The following is a 23,438-nucleotide window of genomic DNA, read 5'->3' on the forward strand; positions in this document are numbered from 1 at the left end:
TTAATTCAATATTAAAATAAGTATTTATTCCTACTTAAAAAATTTATTTTATGATACTGATAGACAAGGGCCGTCACCGGTTTACTTATTGTTCATATGCTATTAAATCTAAACTTAGATAATTTACTTTCAAAGGATGAATGATATGCGTGATATTGGTGGAGCAATTTCAATTTTTGGAAGTGCTGGTGGTGTTGCGAGGGCATTGTTGTCTTTGTTAAATAAATCTATTACAGACTCAACTGATCCACTACACAAATTTTCAAAGCAAAGTATGTTGCACTTAATTGATATAAAACAAAAGGATATTGCTTACTACAATGAAATATGTCCTAATTTGATTAATCAAATAGTTCTAAAACAGATCGATCTTACAGACTTAAAAGAGGTACGTAAACATATCTCCGAAACTGAAACTTCGTTAATTGTTGACTTATCTTGGGCAGATACAATAGATATTCTAGATATATGCAACGAATTTGGGGTTTTTTACGTAAATTCAGCTTTAGAAAATATAGAAGTAAATGAAGACGAAAATCTAAAAGGATTTACTTTACTAGAACGTTTTTATCGATTTGAAAATGCTAAAAATAGGTTTACAAATATGAAAGGGATAGTGTGTTCTGGAATGAATCCTGGGGTTGTGCAATGGATGGCTTATTCCATAATGGCCATGCATCCTAATGAAAAACCACTAGCATGTTATATTGTCGAAAAAGATACCACGTTCTACAAGGATAAGTCACTTCTGGACAAGGATATTATATATTCTACCTGGTCACCTGAGTGTTTTTTAGATGAGGCAATATTAAACTATCCGATGATAGTTAAGGGAAAAGTGCCTCTTCATCTATATAAAGAGGTTTATGCTCAAGAATTTAAGGTTACATTAGGGGATACCCAATTTTATGGATGTTTAATGCCACATGAGGAAGTTTTGAGTTTAGGAACCCTTTATGATATGGAAACTGGGTTTATATATAAAGTAAACGATTATACAACACAAATAATCCGGGATAATCTTGGATGTACAGACGATTTATTGAATTGGAATTTAAAAGTTTTAGATCCTTCGGAGGCTGAATTAGAGGGTGAAGACCTGGTAGGAGTTCTACTTGTATACAAGGACAAAGAGCGATATATGTATAATGTTATGAACAGTCAATTTACATTTGAAAAATATGGAATAAACGCTACTTATATACAGGTTGCTTGTGGTGTTTATGCAGGGATTTGTACGTTGTTATTAGATAAAATTTCGAATGGTGTATTTTATGTCGAAGAATTGCTGGAAAAAGATAAGAGCGCTGGTTACGGTAAATATATCACTCAATATATGAAAGAATTTGTAATAGGTGTGAACCAAGGGTCTGATGGTCTTATTTTAGACAGAATGAAAAAAGTTTGAAGTAATAAAGAAGTACAAAAAGATTTCCCAGGCGGTAAACAAGCATTAGGAAAAACGCCTTTGGAATGCACAAAACGGGTGATTCTGTTAGTAGTGTACCCTTTATAAAGAAACTTGATTAATAAAGGGAATCAGTTTTGTAGGGGTATTAATCCAGTAAGGATTAATGCTTCTTTATTACTCTGGTAATAATGTGGCAGCATTCCTGTAATAACTGAAAATGCGGTTTGAAAGAAAAAAGACCTCTTGATAAGATAAATGTGTCCTGAGCCAGCCAGCTAAAAGGGACAAAATATCTATTCTGAGGTCTCATCATGAGTTATAACCAAAATCATAAAATAGCTCAAATTACACCTAAAACCTTAGTGATTGGAATTGATATTGCCAAACATCATCACGTAGCTAGAGCACAGGATTATCGTGGAATAGAGCTAGGTTCTACTTGTTTTTTTGATAATACTCATGAAGGATTTAGGACTTTTATTAATTGGATTAATCAAATAAAAGAGTCATACGAAATGGAGTCTGTCATTACTGGAATGGAGCCAACAGACCATTACTGGCTTAATTTAGCTCATATTCTAAAGGATGAACAGATTAAATTTGTAACAGTCAACCCTTTACACGTCAAGCACAGTAAGGAGCTAGACGATAACTCTCCAACTAAGAATGATATTAAAGATGCAAAAGTCATTGCACAACTAGTCAAAGACGGTAGATACGCCGAACCAAGTATACCACAAGGGGTTTTCGCGGAACTGCGTGTGGCTAAGAAATTACGCGATCTATTAAATGTAGACTTACAAATTGTGCAGGGGCAAGTACACAACTGGATTGATCGATACTTTCCAGAGTTTTTTACCGTCTTTAAAAGTTGGGAAGGAAAGGCAGCTATTCATTTATTAAAGCTTGAAGCATTACCGGAAGAACTGGTGAGATATACAGAAGAAGAATTACTAGAATACCTTAGGCAAGCAGTGAAACGTAGTATAGGGATTAAGAAGATTCAAGCTTTAAAAGAAGCCGCCAATCGCTCGATTGGCATTCGTCAGGGTGCCATGATGGCTAAAATGGAATTAAGAACGTTAATTCAAAAGTATGAACTCATTCAAGCCAAGTTCGAAGAGCTTGACCAAACTCTGGATACACTACTTCAAGATATTCCAGGCGTTGAACAAATGTTAGAGATAACAGGAATTGGACGCGATACAGTGGGGGGGTTCTTCGCTGAAGTAGGCGATTTGAGTGAATACAATCATCCTCGTCAAATAACCAAATTGGCAGGACTTAGCTTAAAAGAAAATACATCAGGTAAGCATAAAGGGAGAACTAGAATAACCAAACGTGGTCGAAAGAAATTACGAGCATTGTTATTTCGGGCATCTATGATTCTAGTAGCCAAGAACAAGGCCTTTAAAGCTCTACATCATCACTACACAACGAGACCTGACAATCCGTTGAAAATGATGCAGTCTTTAATTGCTTTTTGTAATAAACTTATACGTATTCTCTTTTCAATTTGGAAGAAGCAGTTTGTGTTTCAGGAAGAAAAGATGTTAAAGGACATCCCCCATATGCATGCATTTATTCAAGAATCAATAGCAGCTTAATCACTATAAAAACTAACTTTTAACAAATAGATTTAAATAGATGAACAGACAAAATAAGCATGGGATTAGTCGGCAACGGAACTAAAGTAAGGACAATGATCCTGCGTGGCAGCATGACCGACATCCACCTTATGGAAAGGTTGAACGAAGGAATGTAGGAGCGTAGACTCTGTGAGACTTGGGAGGGGTCTATATGGAAAATACATTAGAGATGAGAATAGAGGCATCTTTTTCTTTGAATTTTCTAGTTTACATTCAAAATATATATATAAATCAAAATCAAAATAAAGACCAATTGAAATTTCCATACTAGCATTGAAGTATGAATTCCCAAAAGACTTCGAAAAGCGTTATAGAGAGTTATGGAGTGAAATATCGAAGCGATTTTCCTCTGAGCATCCAATGAATGATATTCCCAATGAAGAAAAAAACATAATTAATCAGAGTTAGTTCACGGAAGACGATGTTACCTTAAATGAATTTAAAGAGATTTATTTATCCTTCAAAGTATGGTGGAACAGTTTAGCTGGTCGTTTTTCAATAGAACGGTCTATTGATGCTCCTTTAGATGAAGTTTATAGATTATTGGCGAATTTACTTATAGAAAAAAGAATCAAACCTAAAAAATCCTTGGATATAAGTTTAATTTATGATGAGTGTTTATTAGCTGATATAGAACCAACATTTTACTTTTCTATTTTTACTATAGATGATTGGTTTATAAACCGTAAAAAGTTAATTCCTAAATTACAGTTAAGTATTCATTAATTAATTAATTAATTAATTAGTATTTAGGTTCAAAATAGCTACCAACCAATTCAAAATGATGTTTTTAATGCATAAGGGACAGCATACCAATAATAAATGAAAACTAACTTATGGAAGAAACGGGGCACTATGCTAAAATGAATGAACTACTAGTTGTGGTGAGGGTGTTCGTAAAGTAAATGATAGATAAACATTTTCTTATTAAAAAATGTGAAGGAAATAACTGTAAGTTAAGAGGTAGCCGCCCCTTAAAGAATTGGAAGAGGACAGAAATGAATTGGTATTGTGAAGAACACTTTCATGAATATGTTGCATTAAGAAAACAAAAGTTAAGTGCTTTTATTGAAAAAAATAGAGATCCTGAACAGAGGAAAAGTCTTAGTGAAGAAGAATTAAATTTGTACAAACATTACACGGAAGAAAATTCTTAATGCCAATTATTATAATTGGCATTTTATTTGTATTATGAGTGTCATAACTTAATGGTTACTGAGGATGTCTTGTGGTATTAATAGGGCAGTTTTGTTTAAGTGAATTCTTTCACAATGAAATAAAAGGAGTCTGTTTTTGGCTATAAGTTTATGATAATATTTCAGATAATTCTTTTTTAAAGAGTTTTTAATGTAGGAAAACAAATATTGACTAATCTTTTGTTTGTATGTAGTATTCATTCTATCTTAAAATATATAGTATATGGTGAACAGTCAGGGGGAACTATGATGCAAGAAGGAAATACAAATTTTGTAATTGATGATTTAATCTTTTCTCAGAAAAATTTGGGATTTAGTAGGATTATACATGATTTGGATAAAGTAATGTTTAGGTATTTAACTGATCGTTTAGATGTATTGGATATAAGTCATATTCAAGCGTTAGTAATTATCTACTTAATGAAAAATAAAGAGAAAGATAACTATCAGAAAGAAATTGAAACAACTTTTGGTTTAACAAACCCTACTTTAACAGTTAGTATTAAATCTATGGAAAAAAAAGACCTAATTATTCGTAAAAAAAGCATGAAGGACGGTAGATATTATAATTTAAACCTAACGAGTAAAGGTGAGAGTTTATACGAAGCTTGTTGTGATATATATATTGGTATTCAAAAGGAATTTGAAAAAATATTAAGTAAGGAAGAGGAAGAAAAATTTAGAGAAATTGCTGAAAAAATTATGAATTATTTTAAAAATTTATAAAATATATTGACGAAAACGTTTACATAGTATACTATGTAAACGTAATCACTGGTTTTATACGCCGATTTTTTGCTTTTAAAAACATAGCGTATTTTTTATAGCGTAATTTTACTCCTATACATAGCATACTATGTATAGGAGTAAAATTAGTTATATACATAGTATGCTATGTAAATTCGATAAGGGAAGAGGATAGAAGTTATGGCGAAAAATTATAAGGTATTAGCAGAAGAAATTATTAATCTTATAGGAGGAAAGGAAAATGTTGAAAACGTATTTCATTGTGCTACCCGTTTAAGATTTAATCTGAAAAATTTAGAAAAGGCTCGAGGAAATACGGAAGCAATAGAAAAAACTGAAGGTGTTATTCAAGTAATTGTTCAAAATAGCCAATACCAAATAGTCATTGGACCTGATGTTAGTAAAGCATTTGCAGAAGTTAGGAAAATATTAGGTGAAAATCAAATGGAATCTACCAACTTAGAGGAGTCTTCTAAACAAGATAAAACAAAATCTGATAAATTCTTCGAAGCAGTTTCAGGCATATTTACCCCAATTGTTCCAGTATTAATGGCTTCCGGAATGATGGGCGCTCTTGTTACTATCTTAAAGCTAACTGGCGTGGTAACGGAAACAAATCCAACATATTACCTAATGAATATAGTATATGAAGCTGGATTTTATTTCTTGCCTTTCTTTATTGCATTTTCCTCATCTAGAGTATTTAAGGCAAATCCATTTTTATCTATGCTTTTAGCAGGGATTATGTTACATCCAAATGTTTTAAATTTTGCCGATCATGGAGTAGAAAGTTTAAACTTCCTATCAATTGCAGTTCCAACAATAGATTATAGTCGTGCTGTATTACCGGTTATTTTAGGAGTCTGGCTTTTATCTTATCTAGAACGACTCTTTAATAAGTTTTATCCCGATATAGTTCGAGCGTTTATGGCTCCGTTATCTGTTATGCTTGTAATCTTGCCGATCCAATTGATTGTTATTGGCCCGTTAGGTCATTATATTGCTGGATTCTTAGGTTCTGGTGTGGTGTGGTTAGGCGATAACTTAGGTTTCTTTGCAGTTGGTATTCTTGCATTCTTTACACCACTAATGATTGTAACAGGAACTCATTCTTTTGCATTCCCTGTAATTGTTGCCACACTAACGAGTATAGGTTATGACCAACTGTTAATGCCTAGTATGCTAGCAGAGAATCTTGCTATGGCAGGATCTGCATTTGCTTGTGCACTGATTGCAAAGGATAAGAAAAAGCGTTCAGAAGGTTTATCAGCTTCTTTAACCGCAGCATTAGGAATTTCAGAACCAGCAATGTATGGTGTTAACTTACCATCAAAGTATGGTTTTATAGGAGCAATGCTTGGAGGATTAGTAGGTGGTATATTTGCAGGAATATTTAAATTTAAAATGTTTATGATAGCTTCGTCGAGTATAGTAGGGATTCCAGCAATGATTAATGACGAAGGAATTCAAAACTTAATTATAGGTTTATTAACCATTGTTATTTCATTTGTTGCCAGTGCTTTATTTACCTGGGGTTTAGCAAAATCAAGTTTTGACTTTAATAAAATTATGAAGAGAAGAGGTAAGGATTATGGAATGTAATTTCCTTTGGGGAGGATCAACTTCAGCGTTTCAATATGAAGGAGGCGGTAAAGAGGGTGGAAAAGGGTTAAGTATATACGATATTCGAGAACAAAGAAAAGGGGTTAAATATTCAGAAGCTTCGGAATTCTACTATCATTTTATGGAAGATATTGCCCTAATGGCTGAGATGGGTTTTAAAGCATTTAGAATGTCTATCTCTTGGACTAGAATATATCCTAATGGGACAGAAAAGGAACCAAACAAAGAAGGAATTAAATTTTATATTAAAGTTTTTCAAGAATTAAAAAAATATAATATTGAACCTGTAGTAACACTTTTTCATTGGGATATGCCACAGGAGTTAGTAGAAAAATACAATGGGTTCAAAGACAAGGGATTTATTGAACATTTTGAAAGATATTGTAGGACTTGTTATGAAGAATTCGGAGCATACGTAAAGTACTGGTTAACGCTTAATGAAAATAATCTAGGATTATTGATTCCTAATATGTTCCTGGATGAAAAAGTCTCACCAGAAGATGACCAGTTTGAACAAATAAAATGGGATATATATATCAATTCTTTAATCTGCCATTTCAAAGCTGTCCAACTAGGGCATGAGTTGGTACCAAATTCTCAAATAGGTTGTATGTTAGCTAGTGCTTTTGCTTATCCCCTTACTTCTGATCCTGTAGATGTACTAGAAGCACAAAAACATAATCGGGAAACGATGTGGAATGATCTAGATATTCTAACAACTGGTAAAATCGATGAAACACTTTACACAAGACTTAGTGAAAGAAAGGTAAACATTAAACTTAGCAAAGCTGAAAAGGAATTAATGAAAGACCCAAATACCAAAATTGATTTTATTTCTTTTAGTTATTATTTCAGTATTTGTATGCAGGATAGAGACCCTAAGAAAGTAAAAGAGGCCGAGACTGTTCAGTTGCTTTATCAGGCTTATCACAATCCATACTTACCGAAGACATCCTTCGGGTGGCAAATTGACCCCCTTGGACTCCGAATATTTATGAATGAACTATATGATCGTTATAAGCTTCCACTAATGATTGTTGAAAACGGTTGCGGTGTTGAAACAGATCAATTAACGGAAGATAAAAAAGTACATGATGATTATCGAATAGAATATCTTGAAAAGCACATTAAACAGGTATTATTGACTGTAGAAGAAGACCATATACCTGTTCTTGGCTATTTACCATGGGGATGTATTGATTTATATAGTGCTAGTGGAAATAGGAATAAGAGATATGGATTTGTATACGTTGATTATGATAATCAATTTAAACGTTATAAGAAAGATAGTTTTTATTGGTACAAAGAAGTTATTAATTCTAATGGATTAAATGTAAAAGGAGACATGAAATGATTATTCAATTGGTAGAAAATACAGTTAAACCAGGAAAAAAAGAGGAGTATATAAAAAATGCAAAAGAATTTTGTAAAGCAAATAAAGAGAACGTTGATGGCTGCCTAGAAGCTTACGTCCTTACAGATAGTGAGAAAGAAGATAGTGTGTATATTGTGAATGTATGGGAATCTCAAGAACGGATGGATAGTGAAAAAGCTGGCGGAATTTTCCTGAAACATAAACCATCCTTAAAACCTTACTTCGTAAAAAATGAAACTACATTACTTGAACTGGTATAGAGAGGTATAGGTATGTTATTTAAACGGAAAAGTAAAAGTGTTGAACTGTATTCGGTTGGTAATGGGGATTTAATAGATATAATAGATGTTAAAGACCAAGTGTTTTCAAGTAAACTAATGGGAGAAGGATTTGCTGTTCTACCTTCAGATGGAAATATATTTTCACCAATTGAGGGTGATGTTGTCAGCATATTTAACACGAAGCATGCTATAGGACTTAGATCTAAAAATGGAATAGAAATATTAGTTCATATGGGTTTAGATACTGTTGAGCTTAATGGTGAAGGGTTTGAGTTATTTATTTCTGAGAATGAAAAAGTAGCAGCAGGGCAACATATTGCTAAAATGGACTTGGACTTAATTAAAAGTAAAGGCAAACAAACGGATATTATTGTTGTTGTTACAAATTCATCTGAAATAAAAGACCTTTCATTATTTAATTTAGGGAATAATGTTAACAATAGTCAAATAGTTGGTCAAATTGATCTCTGATATTAATTCTAATATAAAGGTTTTATGATAGTAATATTACAAAGGATCGTCAGTAGCGGTCCTTTTTTTGATACAAATATGGTGTAATACTTGTAATATATTATGTGTGATAACAATTAAATTTGTGAAGTTTATCACTTAAACAAACGGGGGCTTTAATTATATAAGAGTAGTGGGCTATATTAAAATAAAATGCAAGGAAATAGAAGTTCCTTGCAATTTTATTTACATTATAAATAAATTCACCGTCAAAATTGACGAATTTAAAAGTTGTGACGAACTCTATATTAGAGTGTATATTCCAGGAAGGTTAAAAAAACAGTTATTGATTATAGGATGTGGACATTTGATAAAAGCTTTGTTTACAATCCGGAAGGTTACTGTATGCTAGTCTTTCTATCTTCTTTTGGTGGCAGTAATGATGTATCATGCTCAAGTTTGTAATCAATCATTTTTAAAATTTGTTCTAGGTTATTCATTTGAGCTAAAACTTTTAATCTATATTCTATAAGTGCATTCTTTAGTTCGGGAACAGCATTTACATTTTCTTTAAATGGAAGTTGAATGTAAGGTTTCATTTCATGTAATGCCATACCAGCCTTTTTTAGACAGTTAATTAGCTCTAACATTTCCTGATCTTTTTTAAAGTAGATTCGGTGACCATTTGATTTTCTTTCAGGTGGAGGAATTAATCCTATCTTTTCATAATGACGGATGGCATCTTCTGTTAACCCTGTTTCTATTGCTACCTGCTTAATTGAAAAGGAACTTGTCATAATAGGTTTTCTCCTTTCTATATTATATCAATCGTCCATTATTCATTATATAGGAATGAAATCCTTCAGGAGTTTCCGTTTATATAATCCTCTTGATAAATCTTATCCATTTGTTTTAAGACAAATGAAGCCTGTTCCTTAAATTTAAAGGGAGTATCTTTTCCTTTATTGATAAAAATACCAGTATCAGAAAAATATAACGCAGCATCATACAATCTAGATGCACCTTTACTTGGATGCGAAAACAAAAAATTCCGAAAAGGTAATAAGTAAAAGGGAATTCTATCTCCTGTTGTTAGCTGTGTTTTACTAGGTCCTGGGCAAACACTTCGAATTTTTATTCCTTCTGTAATTAATTCTGTTGCTAGTTCGTTTGTCCATAAAGATAATGCTAACTTACTTAATGCATAGGATCCAGTAACTTTCTTAAAGTTAGATTTTGGGTAAATTAAGCTATTTAAGTCGAACTTATTTAAGAATAAGTGAGAGTTAGAAGAAGTATTTATTATTGTCTTTTTCTTTCCTTTCAATAAAAGATCTTTTAATTCCCTTATAATAATATATGGAATTAAAGTATTAACCTCAAAATGGACCTCCCGACCTTTATTGGTATAATGATATTCTCCGAATGAGACTCCTGCATTGTTAAATAGAATATCAATATACTTTTCTTTACTCTTAATTTCAATTAAAGTACTTTTTAATTCAAGAAAATCCTTAAAATTAGCATGGTAAGTTCTTAATTGATTATTTTGTAATGCTTCCTTGATTTGTAAGTCTTTAAAAAAATTAGAGCGAGTAAGTGCAATTACCTCCCAACCTTCAATTAATAATTTTTTTGTTAATTCTAAGCCAACTCCTGAGTTGGCACCAGTAATAAGTGCAATATTTCTATTTGTCATTCTACTCTTCCTTTGCTGATAGTTTAAATACATAATAAAACTTGGTGTAAACACCAAGTCAAGAGTATTTTTAATTTAATTAATAAGCAATTCTACTTTTTTAAAAAAATTTAATAATTTGCTTCCTCTGGTTAATTTTGTTTCTTTATTGATATAAAACCAACTTCCTTAAATAAATGAAGAAGTCTTTTCTTATGGAAGAAACGTGGCAGCATTCCTGCAGACTTGACTATATAACAAGTAAGGAAGAATAGTGAAAAATTCATATTTTTACGCAAAAAAGATAGCCGAGTTGTCTCGACTATCTTTTTAGATTTTCAAGTTTATCAGAAATGTTTTTCAAGATATTATTTTTCTCTTTTTGTAATTTAAGAAAATAAATTAGATACCAAACTATAAAAGCTATAGGGATTAAATAAAGTAAGATAGGAAGAAAAATAAATAAATTCAAAGACAATTCTCCTTATAATTGGATGATAATCCCAAATTTAATTCTTGCCTGTATATATGTTTGATTAAATTATACAATTAATCCATCCAATAGGGGTTTTAAAGAAGAAGCATTATGCCCACTTTTTATACAAGTTAATTCAGGAATAGTCCAGATTCCTTGTAAAAATATCATATTGAGGTAGCAAAGACACAACAAGGTTTTAATGAGCCGGTGCTAAATTTTCCTATTTCTGTAATAAATAAACTGAGAAAAAGGGATAACTTTGTGAAGGAATGTACTTAAACAAACGGGGGCTTAGTTCAATAAGAGCATCATTATATGACCTAAATTAGTCGGAAAACGGTTTAACGCTCATATACTGAATAAAATTATCTATATAAGCAAAGTACTGATTTATTGAGGTTAAATAGTCATTAATGGTTATATTTGTAATAAGTGAAACTTCCAGATGCGTATAAACGTATATGATATTAGAACTAATTTTAAGGACGGCATAAATATGATTGAAATGATTAGTAGTTTATTTGAAGGAATACTTTTAGCGATCCCATCAAGTGCTGATAAAAAAATCAACAAAAATTTCAAGTTGCTTCAAAAAGAAGTATGGTATAGGAAATTACTTTATCGTCATGGTACGTTAATACAAATGAATAATTCCTTACGACATTTTATAGGTCAATATGATATAAAAAGTATCTTAAATGACTCTGAAAAATTAAAAATATTTCAGGCTGATTTAAAAAAAATATTAGTAGATGAGAACCTGTAACAAAAGCATAAGCGATTCATTATTAATATAGGTAAAGATAAAAGGAAACTTTTTTCTGAACAAATTTTATCGTTATAGCCATAATATTTTGTCGTTCACATTGTAAAAAGGGTGGATATGAGTGGGTACTTTATTGTTTAATATTTTACTAATTTTAGTAGCTTTATACGGTTTAAGTTTCTTATTAGAGAAGGGGATATATAAATTATTAGGTGTTGAAAAGAAAGAGGTTTCAGAAACCTCTGGTAAAAAGATAGATCAATGGGGTAGAAGAATTATCATGATTCTCTTTTTATCTACTATTCCAATCTACACATTTTATGCCTTAAAAGATACCACCTTTATAAAATGGTATTGGATCCTATATTTGACTGCATTATTAGGTTTTCAGTCTGTTATGGAATGAAAATATCTGAAGAATTCCAAGCAGTATCTTGCTACCCTGATTTTTTTAGTATTAGGTATCGTTTTTCTTTATAATGTTGAGTATTTTATATAATTACTTGGTTGAACTTAATTCTCTGAAAAGAGCGCAAAATAGTATCCTAAAATTACCTGGTGCTTTCCTTTAACTAAAGTGAGAGCCTTTTTAACTTGATAAATGCACCAGCATCCAAAAAGGATTAGTTAATTTAATTATTTAAATGATTGGGAGTTTCCTTTTACTAAGGGAGCATAATCTGATAATACTTCTATTACTTCATCACGAGTAATATAAACATGATGCTCTAAATTTGGATGTGTCGTGCTATTGAAAAGGGGATTTTGATTATCAAACCAATTAATGTACTCTGAGTTTTCCATTTTAAAAAATAGGCTTTTCCTTTTTGGTGTAAACCTGATTCATCAACCTCTAAATTATATAAGCCAAATCTTCCAATCTCTGTTGTATATCTAAAGGACCAAACATAATATTCCATAGGTCCGTTTAATTGGTTATAGACAATTTCAGTAATATTGTCGTCATAATCCTCCAGTATTATTTTGAAATAGTCATCATGTTTAATTAAACCCGTAAAGAGAATATTAACTGGATGATCAGAATGGAGGTTTGTTTGAGGTTGCCAAATTTTTAGACTCTCAACGTGCATATGTTTCTCTCCCTTATGATTAGATTTTAAGTTTATTCGACGATTTACCGTTAATTGCTGAATAACTTAGTGTTGGCTGTGAAGTACTCGTTTACCTCCGCGGTTTATATAACTATTTTACCAATGTAATTGTTTATTCGTTAGTCCAGGTGAGCAATTATTGCTGCACCAAATATGAAAAAAGATTTCTAAAGTAGTGACACTTAAGCAACAGGGGCTATTGGTTAAATATATATCTTGGCTTAATATCTATGCTAATTTTAGTCCTAATAATTTTTAAACTCACTTACTTTACAGGTGAAATGGTACACAATAAAAAGTCGCTTTCTCGTAAATAAAGGAAAGCGACTTTTTTATTGGTTTGGCTCAAAAAGCTTATTACTGTGTATTTTTTACAAATTTTGAGAATGTTATTGACTATTCAGTTGAACTGTATTAAAATCTTATTAAGTTGAACTATATAGCTGAACTGAATAGAGGTTGAGATATGAAACATAAATTATTACCGTTGTCTGAAACCATGCATTATATTTTATTAGCTCTTCGTGAGCCGCTCCATGGCTATGCAGTCATGCAGAAGATTGAAACACTAAGCAAAGGTACTGTTATTTTAGCTGCGGGTACATTGTATGGTGCACTTGAAAACTTGAATAAGCATGGGTGGATTGAACCGGTTGGAGAGTCGGGGCGTAGAAAAGTGTATATGATAACTGCGGAAGGAAGCGCAATTCTGCAAGTGGAACAAAATAGGTTATTGCATATTTTATCCTTGTATGAAGGAAGTGAATCGAGTGAAGAAATTTAAGGTCTTTTTTGATATGGAAAAAGAGGAGCAATGGCTGAACAGGCAATTACAAAAAGGCTATCGATGTACAAATATTAGTGGGTTAGGAATATACACTTTCGAAAAAACCGACAAGAGATATGTAATGAGATTGGACTATCAGGATTATTTATCGAAGAAAAAGTTTAAAGAATACAGAGGGATCTATGAAGACTTCGGTTGGAGCTATATAAATGGCTCATGGCTTGGTGGGATTAAATATTGGCAAAAAGAAGCGGATGAACAAAAGGAAATCTTTTCAGATCGCCAATCAATGAGAAATTATTATAAACGGGTGATGGGTTATTCATCTGGTTTAGGTTTAATGTTATTGTTTATGTCTTTTATGCTTTACAAAGATTCCGGTTTATATTTAACCGAAGGTCTTTGGAGTATGAATGGGGCATTATTTTGGAAAGCGTTTTTGTTTGAAACTCCATTTGCCCTTTTGAGGTCGATTCCTGCCCTAATGGCTGTGCTCTTTGTTAGCAGTTATTTTAAGGCTTATCGAAAGTATTCCATGTTAAAAGAATAGCTATAATATATCTAACAGTGTCGGCGCTTTTTTATAAGAAAGCGTCTTTTTTGATTGGGTAGTACATGTAAGGAATTGAGAAGTAACGTAATTTTACTTTTGAAACAGTGGCAAATTCCTGCTGAAATGCCTAATCCTTATGGTGTTTGAGGCATTCTGATAAACTTTTTTTTAAAAAACAAATAAAATATGAAAATAGTTGTTGACGAAATTAGTGTAATTTATATATAATAAATCTTGTCGCTAAAACAGGTAAATAAATAACTGCAAAGCTACTACAGCATTAATTACATAAAGGCCCATTGGTCAAGCGGTTAAGACACCGCCCTTTCACGGCGGTAACACGGGTTCGAATCCCGTATGGGTCACCAATATATGGAGGATTAGCTCAGCTGGGAGAGCATCTGCCTTACAAGCAGAGGGTCGGCGGTTCGATCCCGTCATCCTCCACCATATACGCCGATGTAGCTCAATTGGTAGAGCAACTGACTTGTAATCAGTAGGTTGGGGGTTCAAGTCCTCTCGTCGGCACCATCTTTTTAAAATGAGATGAGTCATTAGCTCAGTTGGTAGAGCATCTGACTTTTAATCAGAGGGTCGCAGGTTCGAATCCTGCATGACTCACCATTTAATTTAATAGCGAGCGGAAGTAGTTCAGTGGTAGAACATCACCTTGCCAAGGTGGGGGTCGCGGGTTCGAACCCCGTCTTCCGCTCCAAATATGAAAACAATGCCGGGGTGGCGGAACTGGCAGACGCACAGGACTTAAAATCCTGCGGTAGGTGACTACCGTACCGGTTCGATTCCGGTCCTCGGCACCATTGTTTTTTCAAAAATATTTTGCGCCCGTAGCTCAATTGGATAGAGCGTCTGACTACGGATCAGAAGGTTATGGGTTCGACTCCTTTCGGGCGCGCCATATATAAACGGGAAGTAGCTCAGCTTGGTAGAGCACTTGGTTTGGGACCAAGGGGTCGCAGGTTCGAATCCTGTCTTCCCGACCATGAATGCTTTTTTTGAAAATTGGGGCCTTAGCTCAGCTGGGAGAGCGCCTGCCTTGCACGCAGGAGGTCAGCGGTTCGATCCCGCTAGGCTCCACCAATATGGAGGGATACCCAAGTCCGGCTGAAGGGATCGGTCTTGAAAACCGACAGGCGGGTCAAACCGCGCAGGGGTTCGAATCCCCTTTCCTCCTCCATTAAACTTAATATGAATATTATTATCGCGGGGTGGAGCAGTCTGGTAGCTCGTCGGGCTCATAACCCGAAGGTCGCAGGTTCAAATCCTGTCCCCGCAATCTGGTCCGGTAGTTCAGCTGGTTAGAATGCCTGCCTGTCACGCAGGAGGTCGCGGGTTCGAGTCCCGTCCGGACCGCCATTTATTATAGGAGTATAGTTTAAAGGTAGAACAGAGGTCTCCAAAACCTCCGGTGTGGGTTCAATTCCTACTACTCCTGCCAATAATATAATTCTTAATGCGGGTGTAGTTTAATGGTAAAACCTCAGCCTTCCAAGCTGATGTCGTGAGTTCGATTCTCATCACCCGCTCCAAAATAATATGGGCCTATAGCTCAGCTGGTTAGAGCGCACGCCTGATAAGCGTGAGGTCGATGGTTCGAGTCCATTTAGGCCCATCCTTTATAATACATACTTTTTTGTTCCGCAGTAGCTCAGTGGTAGAGCAATCGGCTGTTAACCGATCGGTCGTAGGTTCGAGTCCTACCTGCGGAGCCATTTTTTATTCTATTTAAAATACTGAATATTCAGTATTTTTTTGATAAGCATCTTTAATTTTAAGAGGTCTATCAGTAATGAAACATTCAGATTTAGTGCTGAGTTAGCATAGGTTAGTTTCATTTTTATTTAATGTATCCTTATGTCTCCATTAAATAATCCATCTCCTTCATTCATACCTTCCCATCTGCCTACATCCAGAATATTGATTTATCACTAGCTATCCACATGAAAAGAAGAAATTAGATTGATAGTATTTCAATTCCTAATAGTTATAGTAAGCTTAATGCAGCGGCTGTATTTCACACGTTTCTGTAAAGAAGGATAATCGACAAAAAAAGGTAACTTAAGCAAAAGTAGTTCATATCTTGAGAAGAGGCTCAGCTGATCGACATAATTAGAAATATCACGAAGGAGTAAAGTATTGAAAAAATTTATTATAGTAATATTATTTTCTCTGTGTGTTTTAATTGGAATAACCTTTGTCAGTAAAGATTCTAAAGCGGATAAGCCAATGATACTTGGCTATACATTAGGGAGCAGTAATTCGGATAAATCATTAACTTCCTTTAACGAGTATTTTAATACAATAGCTACAGATACATTTTCCTTTGACAAAAATGGGAATCTTATTGGGGAAGCGCCGAAAGAACAGCTTTCATATGCTAAGAAGAAAAAGATAAACACATATGCGGTTATTTCCAACTTTGGGGAACAAGATTTTGATGCCGACTTGGCACATCAAGTAATGACAGACAAATTAGTTAAAAACAGCTTTATTAAACAAGTAGCCAAGGTGGCAGAAGACAATGGCTATTCAGGGGTTAATATAGATTTAGAGGCAGTTTATCCAGAAGATCGCTTAAATTTATCAAGCTTAATAAAGGACATATCTGCTGTTTTGCATAAAAAACAACTAAAATTAATGGTATCTGTACCTGCAAAAACTAATGATGATAAAGACAATGCATGGACTTGGCCGTATGATTACAAAAAAATCGGTAACTATGCTGATTATATTCAGGTTATGACCTACGATGAACATGGTTCATGGGGAAACCCTGGGTCTTTAGTTAGTATGAAGTGGCTTGAGAATACATTGTCCTATACCACTAACAATATAAAAGCAGGCAAGGTGATAATGGGGATTCCAGCTTATGGTTATGACTGGAATTTGACAGATGCTAACAGGAATAGAATGGTGCAGTGGGACGAAATACAGGAGTTAACAAAGAATAATAAAATAAAGCCAACCTATAATAAAAAGACAGACTCCGTAATGTTTAATTATTTGGATAAAAACAAGCAAGAACATGTTGTTTGGTATGAAAATGAGACAACAATCGAGAAGAAATCAAAACTTGTAAAAAAGTATAAACTCGGTGGTGTCAGTGTTTATGCACTCGGCAATGAGACTCAAGCCTTTTGGGGTGCAATTAAGAACGGTGTTAAATAAGTGATCGGCAAGGTGGAAAAATAGTTTGGTACTATAGCAAAAAAATGCTTTCCATTAATTTTGGAGAGCATTTTTTATTTGTGTGAAAAATGAGTTAGCAGGTAAAAAAATTTGCTGCTTAAAACCATGCTTTTGCAAGCAGCTTAACTCCCTCTTGAATCCTTTTTTCATCAAGTCCAGCGAATCCTAACAAAACCTGAGGATATTTATGAGCTGGTCTTTGTTCATAGAAGGTGCTAACGGGATACACTAAAACGCCATTTTGTTTAGCTGCTTCGATGAGCTCTTGTTCTGACATGTCATTTCGTGGCTCAAGGACTATGTGTAATCCGGCGCCTAATCCCATGATTCTGACTTGATTATTCATGCTTGCTTTAATCGAGGTAATTAAGGCAGTATGTCTTTTTTTATAGACATTTCTTACTTTATTTAAATGCCTTGCCCATTGTTCGCTTTCCATGAAGAGCTTTAATGTATATTGATGCTGTCTTGATACAGTTTGCTTATAACCAATATATTTATCGTGGTATCTAGCTAACAAAGGTCTTGGTAGCACCATATAACTAAAGTCTAATGATGGAATCAATGATTTAGCAAATGTCCCCATATAGATAACTTTTTCATATTGATCAAGACTTTGCAGAGCGGGAATCGGTTTTCCTTCATATCTGAATTCACTATCGTAATCATCCTCAATAATATAGCCCTCCGTATCCTTTGCCCATTGAATTAATTCTAATCTTCTTTGGAGTGGCATAACAATTCCAAGGGGAAATTGATGGGCAGGTGTGACAAAAACAGCTCTTACCTCACTTGATGTTAATGCCTTTATATCGACTCCATAATTATCAAGAGGAATAGGTTGGACAGCTTTACCATATTCTTTTAATACAATGCGCACTCTATTGTATCCAGGGTCTTCAATTCCATAAGTGTATTCTTTGCCGATTATTTTACAAAGCATACTCATAAGGTATTGAGTGCCTGCACCGATAATAATTTGGTGTTCTGAACATTTAACACCTCTTGATTCAAAAAGGTATTTTGTTATTTGCTTGCGAAGATCAAGATCTCCTTGTGGGTCGCCATATAATAAAAGCTGTCCTTGCTCAGCAAAAATACTTTTCATCGTTAATTGACTCCATAATTTAAATGGAAAGTGCTTTAGGTCTATTTCGCCATATTTAAAATCATAAAAAATCTCAGATAATTGGTGTTCTGAATTTTTACAGCTATTATCCAGGATTTCTGCATTTATTGTATTCATGTTCTTGTCTAAATATAGCTCATGCTTAATATCTTCCACAAATAGACCTTTTCTTTCTTCACTTCTAATATAGCCTTCAGCTAGAAGCTGCTGATATGCGGCATTAACAGTGTTTCTACTTAGACTTAAATGCTCTGCTAATTTCCGTTGAGAAGGTAATTTACTATGAGGAGGAATAGTATCTGATTGTATTTCATTTTTAAGATAACGATAGAGCTGCATATAAACAGGATCTTCTTTTTGGGAATCTAAAATGGGAGTTATTTCAAACAAGTTTCTGACCTCCATTAAACTGGTACCTGAATAAATTTAAAATCTGGCTCTTTCAAAGGTTCCAGATATATAACTATAATTAGTTTACAATGCAAATTAGCAAAATAAAAGGTTTATAAGTACATATTTTTTAATAATTGGAGGCATTAGGATGAAAACTGGTACTGATAGAGTAAAACGCGGGATGGCTGAAATGCAAAAAGGCGGCGTTATTATGGACGTTATTAACGCAGAGCAAGCAAAAATTGCTGAAGAAGCAGGCGCAGTAGCGGTAATGGCGCTTGAAAGAGTGCCTTCTGACATTCGTGCAGCAGGTGGAGTAGCGAGAATGGCAGACCCAACTATTGTAGAAGAAGTAATGAGTGCAGTTACGATTCCTGTTATGGCGAAAGCACGTATTGGTCATATTGTGGAAGCAAGAGTGCTTGAAGCAATGGGTGTTGATTATATCGATGAAAGTGAAGTTTTAACTCCTGCAGATGAAGAATATCATTTGAATAAAAATGAGTATACAGTTCCTTTTGTTTGTGGTTGTCGAGATTTAGGGGAAGCTGCAAGACGTATTGGAGAAGGAGCTTCTATGCTGCGTACGAAAGGAGAGCCGGGCACAGGTAATATTGTCGAGGCAGTCCGTCATATAAGAAAGGTAAATGCTCAAGTTCGTAAAGTGGTACATATGGATGAAGATGAACTAATGACAGAGGCGAAATTACTAGGCGCTTCATATGAGCTTTTATTAGAGATAAAAAAACTAGGACGCTTGCCAGTAGTAAACTTTGCAGCCGGCGGTGTAGCAACACCAGCAGATGCAGCATTAATGATGCAACTCGGAGCAGATGGAGTTTTTGTTGGTTCAGGTATTTTCAAATCTGATAATCCTTCTAAATTTGCAAGAGCAATTGTGGAAGCAACGACTCATTACCAAGACTATCAACTCATTGCTGAAATATCCAAGAATTTAGGAACTGCCATGAAAGGGATTGAAATCTCTAATTTAGATCCAGATCAACGCATGCAAGAACGCGGATGGTAAGTGAAAAATGTCTATTGTAAAGGTTGGTGTGCTTGGATTACAAGGAGCTGTCAGAGAACATATTCGTGCCTTAGAAGCAAGTGGAGCAGAAGCTGTCATAGTGAAAAACAAGGAACAGTTAGTTGATGTGGATGGCTTAATTATTCCTGGTGGAGAAAGTACTACCATACGGCGGCTTATAGATAAATATGAATTTATGGAATCCCTTAGAGAATTTGCAGCCTCAGGTAAACCGATGTTTGGAACCTGTGCAGGTCTGATTCTCCTCGCAAAGTCTATCGAAGGATATAAAGAGCCGCATATTGGTGTTATGGATATTCAGGTTGAACGTAATTCATTCGGAAGACAGAAAGAGAGCTTTGAAGCTAATATAGACATAGTTGGTATTGCCGATCAGTTCCCAGCTGTATTTATCCGTGCGCCACATATCGTAAGTGCAGGCGAAAATGTTGAAATATTAGCAAAACATAACGGACGTATTGTCGTAGCGAAAGAAGGGCAATTCCTAGGATGCTCTTTTCATCCAGAAATAACAGATGATATACGGTTCACGGAGTACTTTATAAATATGGTTAAAATAGCGAAAGTATATTAAATAAAAGCTAAAACTGATATTATCCCCTTTAAGTAGATAGTGTAAAAAACCACAAAATCTTTTGTGGATGATACACTTAACTTGGAGGGGATTTTATTATGGCTAAAAAAGGACAAGCGTTTCAGAATTATACAGATGAGTTTAAGCTAAAAGCAGTAATGAAGTACATAAATGGCAATAAAAGTTATGCCGTCTTATCAGAAGAACTTGGAATTAAGCATTGTACACAGCTTAAAGTATGGGTTAAAAAATAGAAAGCTGGAGAACCCTTTGATAGAAGATCAATAGGTAGTGGTTCTAATACTAATCCATGAAGAAATAAAACAAGCAATTGAAGACTATATTTATCATTACAATTATAAACGCTCTCAAAAAAGACTAAAACAACGCGCGCCAGTTGAGTACCGACACGCGTTATTGTATAGCTTTTTTGTGCTGTCTACTTGACAGGGGGAAGACCAAACAGTCGGTTTCACATAAAGAAACCACCCGTGCAAACGGGTGGTTTACCTCAAACAGCTTTATCGTTCTTTTTATCCTGCTTAATCCAAAAATCTGCATTTTTAATGCCTAATGGTTCAGGATTAAAAACAGGGTCTAAACCTTGCTTTTTCTGTTTTTCATAATCTTTAAGTGCGATGATGGCTGGTTTGGCCAGTATTACGATAGCAATCATGTTAAGCCATACCATTAAACCTAAACCAACATCTCCAAGAGCCCAAGCAAGACTCGCTGTTTTTACAGTTCCATAAAAAGTAGTAGCCATTATAACAAGTTTCAGCAAGTCAGAGAATAAACGGTTATTTTTATTGCGGAGCAAATAAGTCAAGTTTGTTTCTGCAATATAATAGTAGGCCATGATTGTCGTGAAAGCGAATAAGAATAGAGCGATTGCTACAAACCCGGAACCAAAGCCTGGGATGATGCTGTCAATCGCAGCTTGGGTAAACCCTGGACCTGGCTCAACGCCTTCCACGTTATTGACAATCATTGTTCCGTTGGGTGATTCTGTATTGTACATGCCAGTAAACAAAATCATAAATGCAGTAGCCGAGCATACAAGTAATGTGTCGATATAAACAGAGAATGCCTGAACAAGCCCTTGTTTGACAGGATGAGACACTTCTGCAGCTGCTGAAGGATGTGGTCCTGTTCCTTGTCCTGCTTCATTGGAGTAAATACCCCGTTTAACACCCCATGCAATGGCCATACCCATCATGCCGCCAAATGTAGCTTCCAAGTTAAAGGCACTTTTAAAGATTAGTGCAAAAACACTTGGCAGTTCTTGAATGTTAAGAACAACAATGATGATGGATAAAAGGATATATCCAAGAGCCATAATTGGAACGACTACTTGTGCTACATTTGCTATCCGTTTGACACCGCCAAAAATGATAAACCCAAGAAGTAAGACTACCAAAATTCCTGTTATGTATGTTGGTAGATTAAAGGCATTTTTCATCCCTGCTGCGATTGAGTTTGACTGAACACCAGGCATTAATATTGCCATTGAAATGATGGCTGCTCCTGCAAAAAGAAAGGCAAACCACTTAGAGCCAATTCCCTTTTCAATATAGTAGGCAGGTCCCCCTCTATATTGGCCATCGTGTTTTACTTTATAAATTTGTGCAAGTGTTGATTCTATAAATGCTGTGGAAGCCCCAATAAAGGCCATAAACCACATCCAGAATACAGCGCCAGGTCCCCCGAATGCTATTGCCGTAGCAACCCCAGCGATGTTACCTGTCCCGACTCTTCCAGATAATGCGATGGAAAGTGCTTGAAAGGAGGAGACACCTGCATCTGAGCTTTTCCCTTGGAACATTAGGACAATCATTTCCTTCACATGTCTGATTTGCAGGAATTTAGATACAAATGTAAAAACAAGGCCGACTATTAATACAATATAAATGACTGGTGTACTCCATAATATTCCGTTCAAAAAAGTTACTATTTCTTCCATATAATACACCCCTCGATAAACATTGTTTTTAAAATTCTGAATTATATTATATTTTACAACATGGTATAAAACAATAAAAATTATTGCTCTTTTGCCGAATTTTCGAACTTTTATACTGTATTTTTAAATTATTACAAAAAAGTGATAGAAAAAATGAATAAAAAGGAGTTGTTTAATAGTAATACGAGATAAACAACCTATCATTGTATTTAGAAGGGTGAAGAATAATATAAAATAAATCTGCCGCATTAGGATACAACAGATTTATTGCTTTACAAAAATAACTGGTCGGACTATAAGAATTGCAAAGTCAGGTAAAAAAGATCTGAACACAACGGCAAAAGCATAAAATTTAATTATGAGGAAGAGGGGACACAGTAGATAAAGCTGAATTTAAACCGAACTAAAATGGTTCTAGCCGGTTTTTTCCTTTTCTGTTTTCTATTGCAGGTTTTAGTATACATAATAAGGGGGAAAAATTTTATACTTGAACGGAGGTTAGTTTTACGTTAAAATGGTGCAGATAACAATTAGTTAAATGATAAATGTGAGTAAAAACTGGAGGAGCCTGTCACTAGGGGATAACTATGCCCTAATGACAGGCTTTTTTTAGTTTATGATACTCTATCAACTCTAACGTATTCTCTAGGGTGAAATGCTTCTGTTTTATTTTGGAAAGTCTTTTCTAGTTCATTATTAATTGGGATTAGTTCTTTTATTTCTATGTCAAGTTCGTTTAGAAAAAATTCTCTTTTTTCCCTATGGTCTAATTGCCAAAAACTAAGAAAAAGTAAACCGAATATAGAAAGTGAAATAGAAATTTTCATCTTCATTAAGCAACACCACCAATATTAGGGTGGGTAAAATGGCAGTAATTTATACAGGTTACCAACTAAATGAATTTAAAATAAGAGTATTTCACATATTTGGTAAGTCTGGAGAGGACACTATTTGTATTAACGCAAACATAATTCATTTAATGCAAAAAAAATAGATATTATTCAATAGGGGGGAT

The 23,438-nt window shown here is 34.3% G+C and carries 23 protein-coding genes and 16 tRNA genes; 33 read left to right on the forward strand and 6 right to left on the reverse strand.

Annotated features, from left to right (window positions below; translation table 11 throughout):
• Positions 1–145: 145 nt before the first annotated feature.
• The 8 genes from NQZ71_RS25825 (at position 146) to NQZ71_RS25860 (ending at position 8,753) form a co-directional block, all read left to right on the forward strand.
• Positions 146–1,408 (forward strand): S-adenosylmethionine decarboxylase related protein, encoded by a 1,263-nt coding sequence (locus tag NQZ71_RS25825; protein WP_260056024.1) that lies wholly within the window; start codon positions 146–148, stop codon positions 1,406–1,408.
• A gap of 314 nt (positions 1,409–1,722) precedes the next feature.
• Entirely contained in the window at positions 1,723–3,018 is a 1,296-nt protein-coding gene (locus NQZ71_RS25830; protein WP_317012082.1) for an IS110 family RNA-guided transposase, read from the forward strand.
• A 947-nt stretch (positions 3,019–3,965) separates the two neighbouring features.
• A complete protein-coding gene (locus NQZ71_RS25835; RefSeq protein ID WP_317012083.1) occupies positions 3,966–4,217 on the forward strand; it encodes a hypothetical protein in 252 nt (83 codons plus the stop codon).
• A gap of 285 nt (positions 4,218–4,502) precedes the next feature.
• Positions 4,503–4,982 (forward strand): MarR family winged helix-turn-helix transcriptional regulator, encoded by a 480-nt coding sequence (locus tag NQZ71_RS25840; protein WP_260056027.1) that lies wholly within the window; start codon positions 4,503–4,505, stop codon positions 4,980–4,982.
• Between the two features lie 201 nt (positions 4,983–5,183).
• The gene (locus tag NQZ71_RS25845) at positions 5,184–6,605 is read left to right on the forward strand and encodes a PTS transporter subunit EIIC (RefSeq protein WP_260056028.1); all 1,422 of its coding nucleotides are present in this window, start codon (positions 5,184–5,186) and stop codon (positions 6,603–6,605) included.
• Positions 6,595–7,980, forward strand: a complete 1,386-nt coding sequence (locus tag NQZ71_RS25850) for a glycoside hydrolase family 1 protein (RefSeq protein WP_275007433.1) — start codon at positions 6,595–6,597, stop codon at positions 7,978–7,980. The genes NQZ71_RS25845 and NQZ71_RS25850 overlap by 11 nt, the downstream gene beginning before the upstream one ends.
• Positions 7,977–8,261: an antibiotic biosynthesis monooxygenase family protein gene (locus NQZ71_RS25855; RefSeq protein WP_260056030.1), complete on the forward strand. Its 285-nt coding sequence runs from the start codon at positions 7,977–7,979 to the stop codon at positions 8,259–8,261. Before NQZ71_RS25850 ends, NQZ71_RS25855 begins: the two co-directional genes overlap by 4 nt.
• Positions 8,262–8,273: 12 nt before the next feature.
• Positions 8,274–8,753, forward strand: a complete 480-nt coding sequence (locus tag NQZ71_RS25860; RefSeq protein WP_317012084.1) for a PTS sugar transporter subunit IIA — start codon at positions 8,274–8,276, stop codon at positions 8,751–8,753.
• A gap of 377 nt (positions 8,754–9,130) precedes the next feature.
• Here NQZ71_RS25860 and NQZ71_RS25865 read toward each other — a convergent pair whose 3' ends face one another.
• Positions 9,131–9,529 (reverse strand): MerR family transcriptional regulator, encoded by a 399-nt coding sequence (locus NQZ71_RS25865; protein WP_260056032.1) that lies wholly within the window; start codon positions 9,527–9,529, stop codon positions 9,131–9,133.
• Positions 9,530–9,594: 65 nt separating this feature from the next.
• Positions 9,595–10,431 (reverse strand): SDR family NAD(P)-dependent oxidoreductase, encoded by an 837-nt coding sequence (locus NQZ71_RS25870; RefSeq protein ID WP_317012085.1) that lies wholly within the window; start codon positions 10,429–10,431, stop codon positions 9,595–9,597.
• A 953-nt stretch (positions 10,432–11,384) separates the two neighbouring features.
• On the opposite strand from NQZ71_RS25870, the gene NQZ71_RS25875 reads away from it, so the two are divergent.
• The gene (locus NQZ71_RS25875; protein ID WP_317012086.1) at positions 11,385–11,654 is read left to right on the forward strand and encodes a hypothetical protein; all 270 of its coding nucleotides are present in this window, start codon (positions 11,385–11,387) and stop codon (positions 11,652–11,654) included.
• A 121-nt stretch (positions 11,655–11,775) separates the two neighbouring features.
• Positions 11,776–12,060 carry a DUF4181 domain-containing protein gene (locus NQZ71_RS25880; RefSeq protein WP_317012087.1) on the forward strand — a complete coding sequence of 95 codons (285 nt, stop codon included), beginning with the start codon at positions 11,776–11,778 and terminating at the stop codon, positions 12,058–12,060.
• Positions 12,061–12,382: 322 nt separating this feature from the next.
• On the opposite strand, the gene NQZ71_RS25885 is transcribed toward NQZ71_RS25880, so the two are convergent.
• Positions 12,383–12,745 carry a hypothetical protein gene (locus NQZ71_RS25885; RefSeq protein WP_317012088.1) on the reverse strand — a complete coding sequence of 121 codons (363 nt, stop codon included), beginning with the start codon at positions 12,743–12,745 and terminating at the stop codon, positions 12,383–12,385.
• Positions 12,746–13,232: 487 nt separating this feature from the next.
• Between NQZ71_RS25885 and NQZ71_RS25890 the strand changes: the two genes are divergently transcribed.
• The 19 genes from NQZ71_RS25890 (at position 13,233) to NQZ71_RS25980 (ending at position 17,292) form a co-directional block, all read left to right on the forward strand.
• The gene (locus tag NQZ71_RS25890; protein WP_317012089.1) at positions 13,233–13,550 is read left to right on the forward strand and encodes a PadR family transcriptional regulator; all 318 of its coding nucleotides are present in this window, start codon (positions 13,233–13,235) and stop codon (positions 13,548–13,550) included.
• Positions 13,537–14,103 carry a DUF2812 domain-containing protein gene (locus NQZ71_RS25895; protein WP_317012090.1) on the forward strand — a complete coding sequence of 189 codons (567 nt, stop codon included), beginning with the start codon at positions 13,537–13,539 and terminating at the stop codon, positions 14,101–14,103. The genes NQZ71_RS25890 and NQZ71_RS25895 overlap by 14 nt, the downstream gene beginning before the upstream one ends.
• A gap of 296 nt (positions 14,104–14,399) precedes the next feature.
• Positions 14,400–14,474, forward strand: a tRNA-Glu gene (locus NQZ71_RS25900).
• 6 nt (positions 14,475–14,480) lie between these two features.
• Positions 14,481–14,556: transfer RNA gene (locus tag NQZ71_RS25905), tRNA-Val, on the forward strand.
• A gap of 5 nt (positions 14,557–14,561) precedes the next feature.
• A tRNA-Thr gene (locus NQZ71_RS25910) sits at positions 14,562–14,637 on the forward strand.
• Positions 14,638–14,654: 17 nt separating this feature from the next.
• Positions 14,655–14,730, forward strand: a tRNA-Lys gene (locus NQZ71_RS25915).
• 16 nt (positions 14,731–14,746) lie between these two features.
• Positions 14,747–14,821 (forward strand) — tRNA-Gly (locus NQZ71_RS25920).
• Between the two features lie 14 nt (positions 14,822–14,835).
• Positions 14,836–14,924: transfer RNA gene (locus NQZ71_RS25925), tRNA-Leu, on the forward strand.
• A gap of 21 nt (positions 14,925–14,945) precedes the next feature.
• A tRNA-Arg gene (locus NQZ71_RS25930) sits at positions 14,946–15,022 on the forward strand.
• 8 nt (positions 15,023–15,030) lie between these two features.
• Positions 15,031–15,107 (forward strand) — tRNA-Pro (locus NQZ71_RS25935).
• A 21-nt stretch (positions 15,108–15,128) separates the two neighbouring features.
• Positions 15,129–15,204, forward strand: a tRNA-Ala gene (locus NQZ71_RS25940).
• 4 nt (positions 15,205–15,208) lie between these two features.
• Positions 15,209–15,301, forward strand: a tRNA-Ser gene (locus tag NQZ71_RS25945).
• A gap of 25 nt (positions 15,302–15,326) precedes the next feature.
• A tRNA-Met gene (locus NQZ71_RS25950) sits at positions 15,327–15,400 on the forward strand.
• A 3-nt stretch (positions 15,401–15,403) separates the two neighbouring features.
• Positions 15,404–15,480, forward strand: a tRNA-Asp gene (locus NQZ71_RS25955).
• Positions 15,481–15,488: 8 nt separating this feature from the next.
• Positions 15,489–15,562, forward strand: a tRNA-Trp gene (locus tag NQZ71_RS25960).
• Positions 15,563–15,579: 17 nt separating this feature from the next.
• Positions 15,580–15,653: transfer RNA gene (locus NQZ71_RS25965), tRNA-Gly, on the forward strand.
• 9 nt (positions 15,654–15,662) lie between these two features.
• Positions 15,663–15,736 (forward strand) — tRNA-Ile (locus NQZ71_RS25970).
• Between the two features lie 25 nt (positions 15,737–15,761).
• Positions 15,762–15,836, forward strand: a tRNA-Asn gene (locus NQZ71_RS25975).
• 424 nt (positions 15,837–16,260) lie between these two features.
• Positions 16,261–17,292 (forward strand): glycosyl hydrolase family 18 protein, encoded by a 1,032-nt coding sequence (locus NQZ71_RS25980; RefSeq protein ID WP_317012091.1) that lies wholly within the window; start codon positions 16,261–16,263, stop codon positions 17,290–17,292.
• 118 nt (positions 17,293–17,410) lie between these two features.
• On the opposite strand, the gene pdxR is transcribed toward NQZ71_RS25980, so the two are convergent.
• Entirely contained in the window at positions 17,411–18,832 is a 1,422-nt protein-coding gene (gene pdxR / locus NQZ71_RS25985) for a MocR-like pyridoxine biosynthesis transcription factor PdxR (protein WP_144457004.1), read from the reverse strand.
• Positions 18,833–18,983: 151 nt separating this feature from the next.
• On the opposite strand from pdxR, the gene pdxS reads away from it, so the two are divergent.
• The 4 genes from pdxS (at position 18,984) to NQZ71_RS26300 (ending at position 20,907) form a co-directional block, all read left to right on the forward strand.
• Positions 18,984–19,865 carry a pyridoxal 5'-phosphate synthase lyase subunit PdxS gene (gene pdxS, locus NQZ71_RS25990; RefSeq protein ID WP_317012092.1) on the forward strand — a complete coding sequence of 294 codons (882 nt, stop codon included), beginning with the start codon at positions 18,984–18,986 and terminating at the stop codon, positions 19,863–19,865.
• Between the two features lie 13 nt (positions 19,866–19,878).
• Entirely contained in the window at positions 19,879–20,460 is a 582-nt protein-coding gene (gene pdxT / locus NQZ71_RS25995) for a pyridoxal 5'-phosphate synthase glutaminase subunit PdxT (RefSeq protein ID WP_275007549.1), read from the forward strand.
• Positions 20,461–20,558: 98 nt separating this feature from the next.
• Positions 20,559–20,714 (forward strand): transposase, encoded by a 156-nt coding sequence (locus tag NQZ71_RS26000; RefSeq protein WP_275007423.1) that lies wholly within the window; start codon positions 20,559–20,561, stop codon positions 20,712–20,714.
• A 37-nt stretch (positions 20,715–20,751) separates the two neighbouring features.
• Entirely contained in the window at positions 20,752–20,907 is a 156-nt protein-coding gene (locus NQZ71_RS26300; protein ID WP_375545239.1) for an IS3 family transposase, read from the forward strand.
• 64 nt (positions 20,908–20,971) lie between these two features.
• Here NQZ71_RS26300 and NQZ71_RS26005 read toward each other — a convergent pair whose 3' ends face one another.
• Both NQZ71_RS26005 and NQZ71_RS26010 read right to left on the reverse strand, forming a co-directional pair.
• Positions 20,972–22,423, reverse strand: a complete 1,452-nt coding sequence (locus NQZ71_RS26005; RefSeq protein ID WP_275007422.1) for an alanine/glycine:cation symporter family protein — start codon at positions 22,421–22,423, stop codon at positions 20,972–20,974.
• A 614-nt stretch (positions 22,424–23,037) separates the two neighbouring features.
• A complete protein-coding gene (locus NQZ71_RS26010; protein WP_317012093.1) occupies positions 23,038–23,256 on the reverse strand; it encodes a hypothetical protein in 219 nt (72 codons plus the stop codon).
• Positions 23,257–23,438 lie beyond the last annotated feature (182 nt).

The organism is Niallia taxi (assembly GCF_032818155.1).
Classification (GTDB): domain Bacteria; phylum Bacillota; class Bacilli; order Bacillales; family Cytobacillaceae; genus Niallia; species Niallia taxi_A.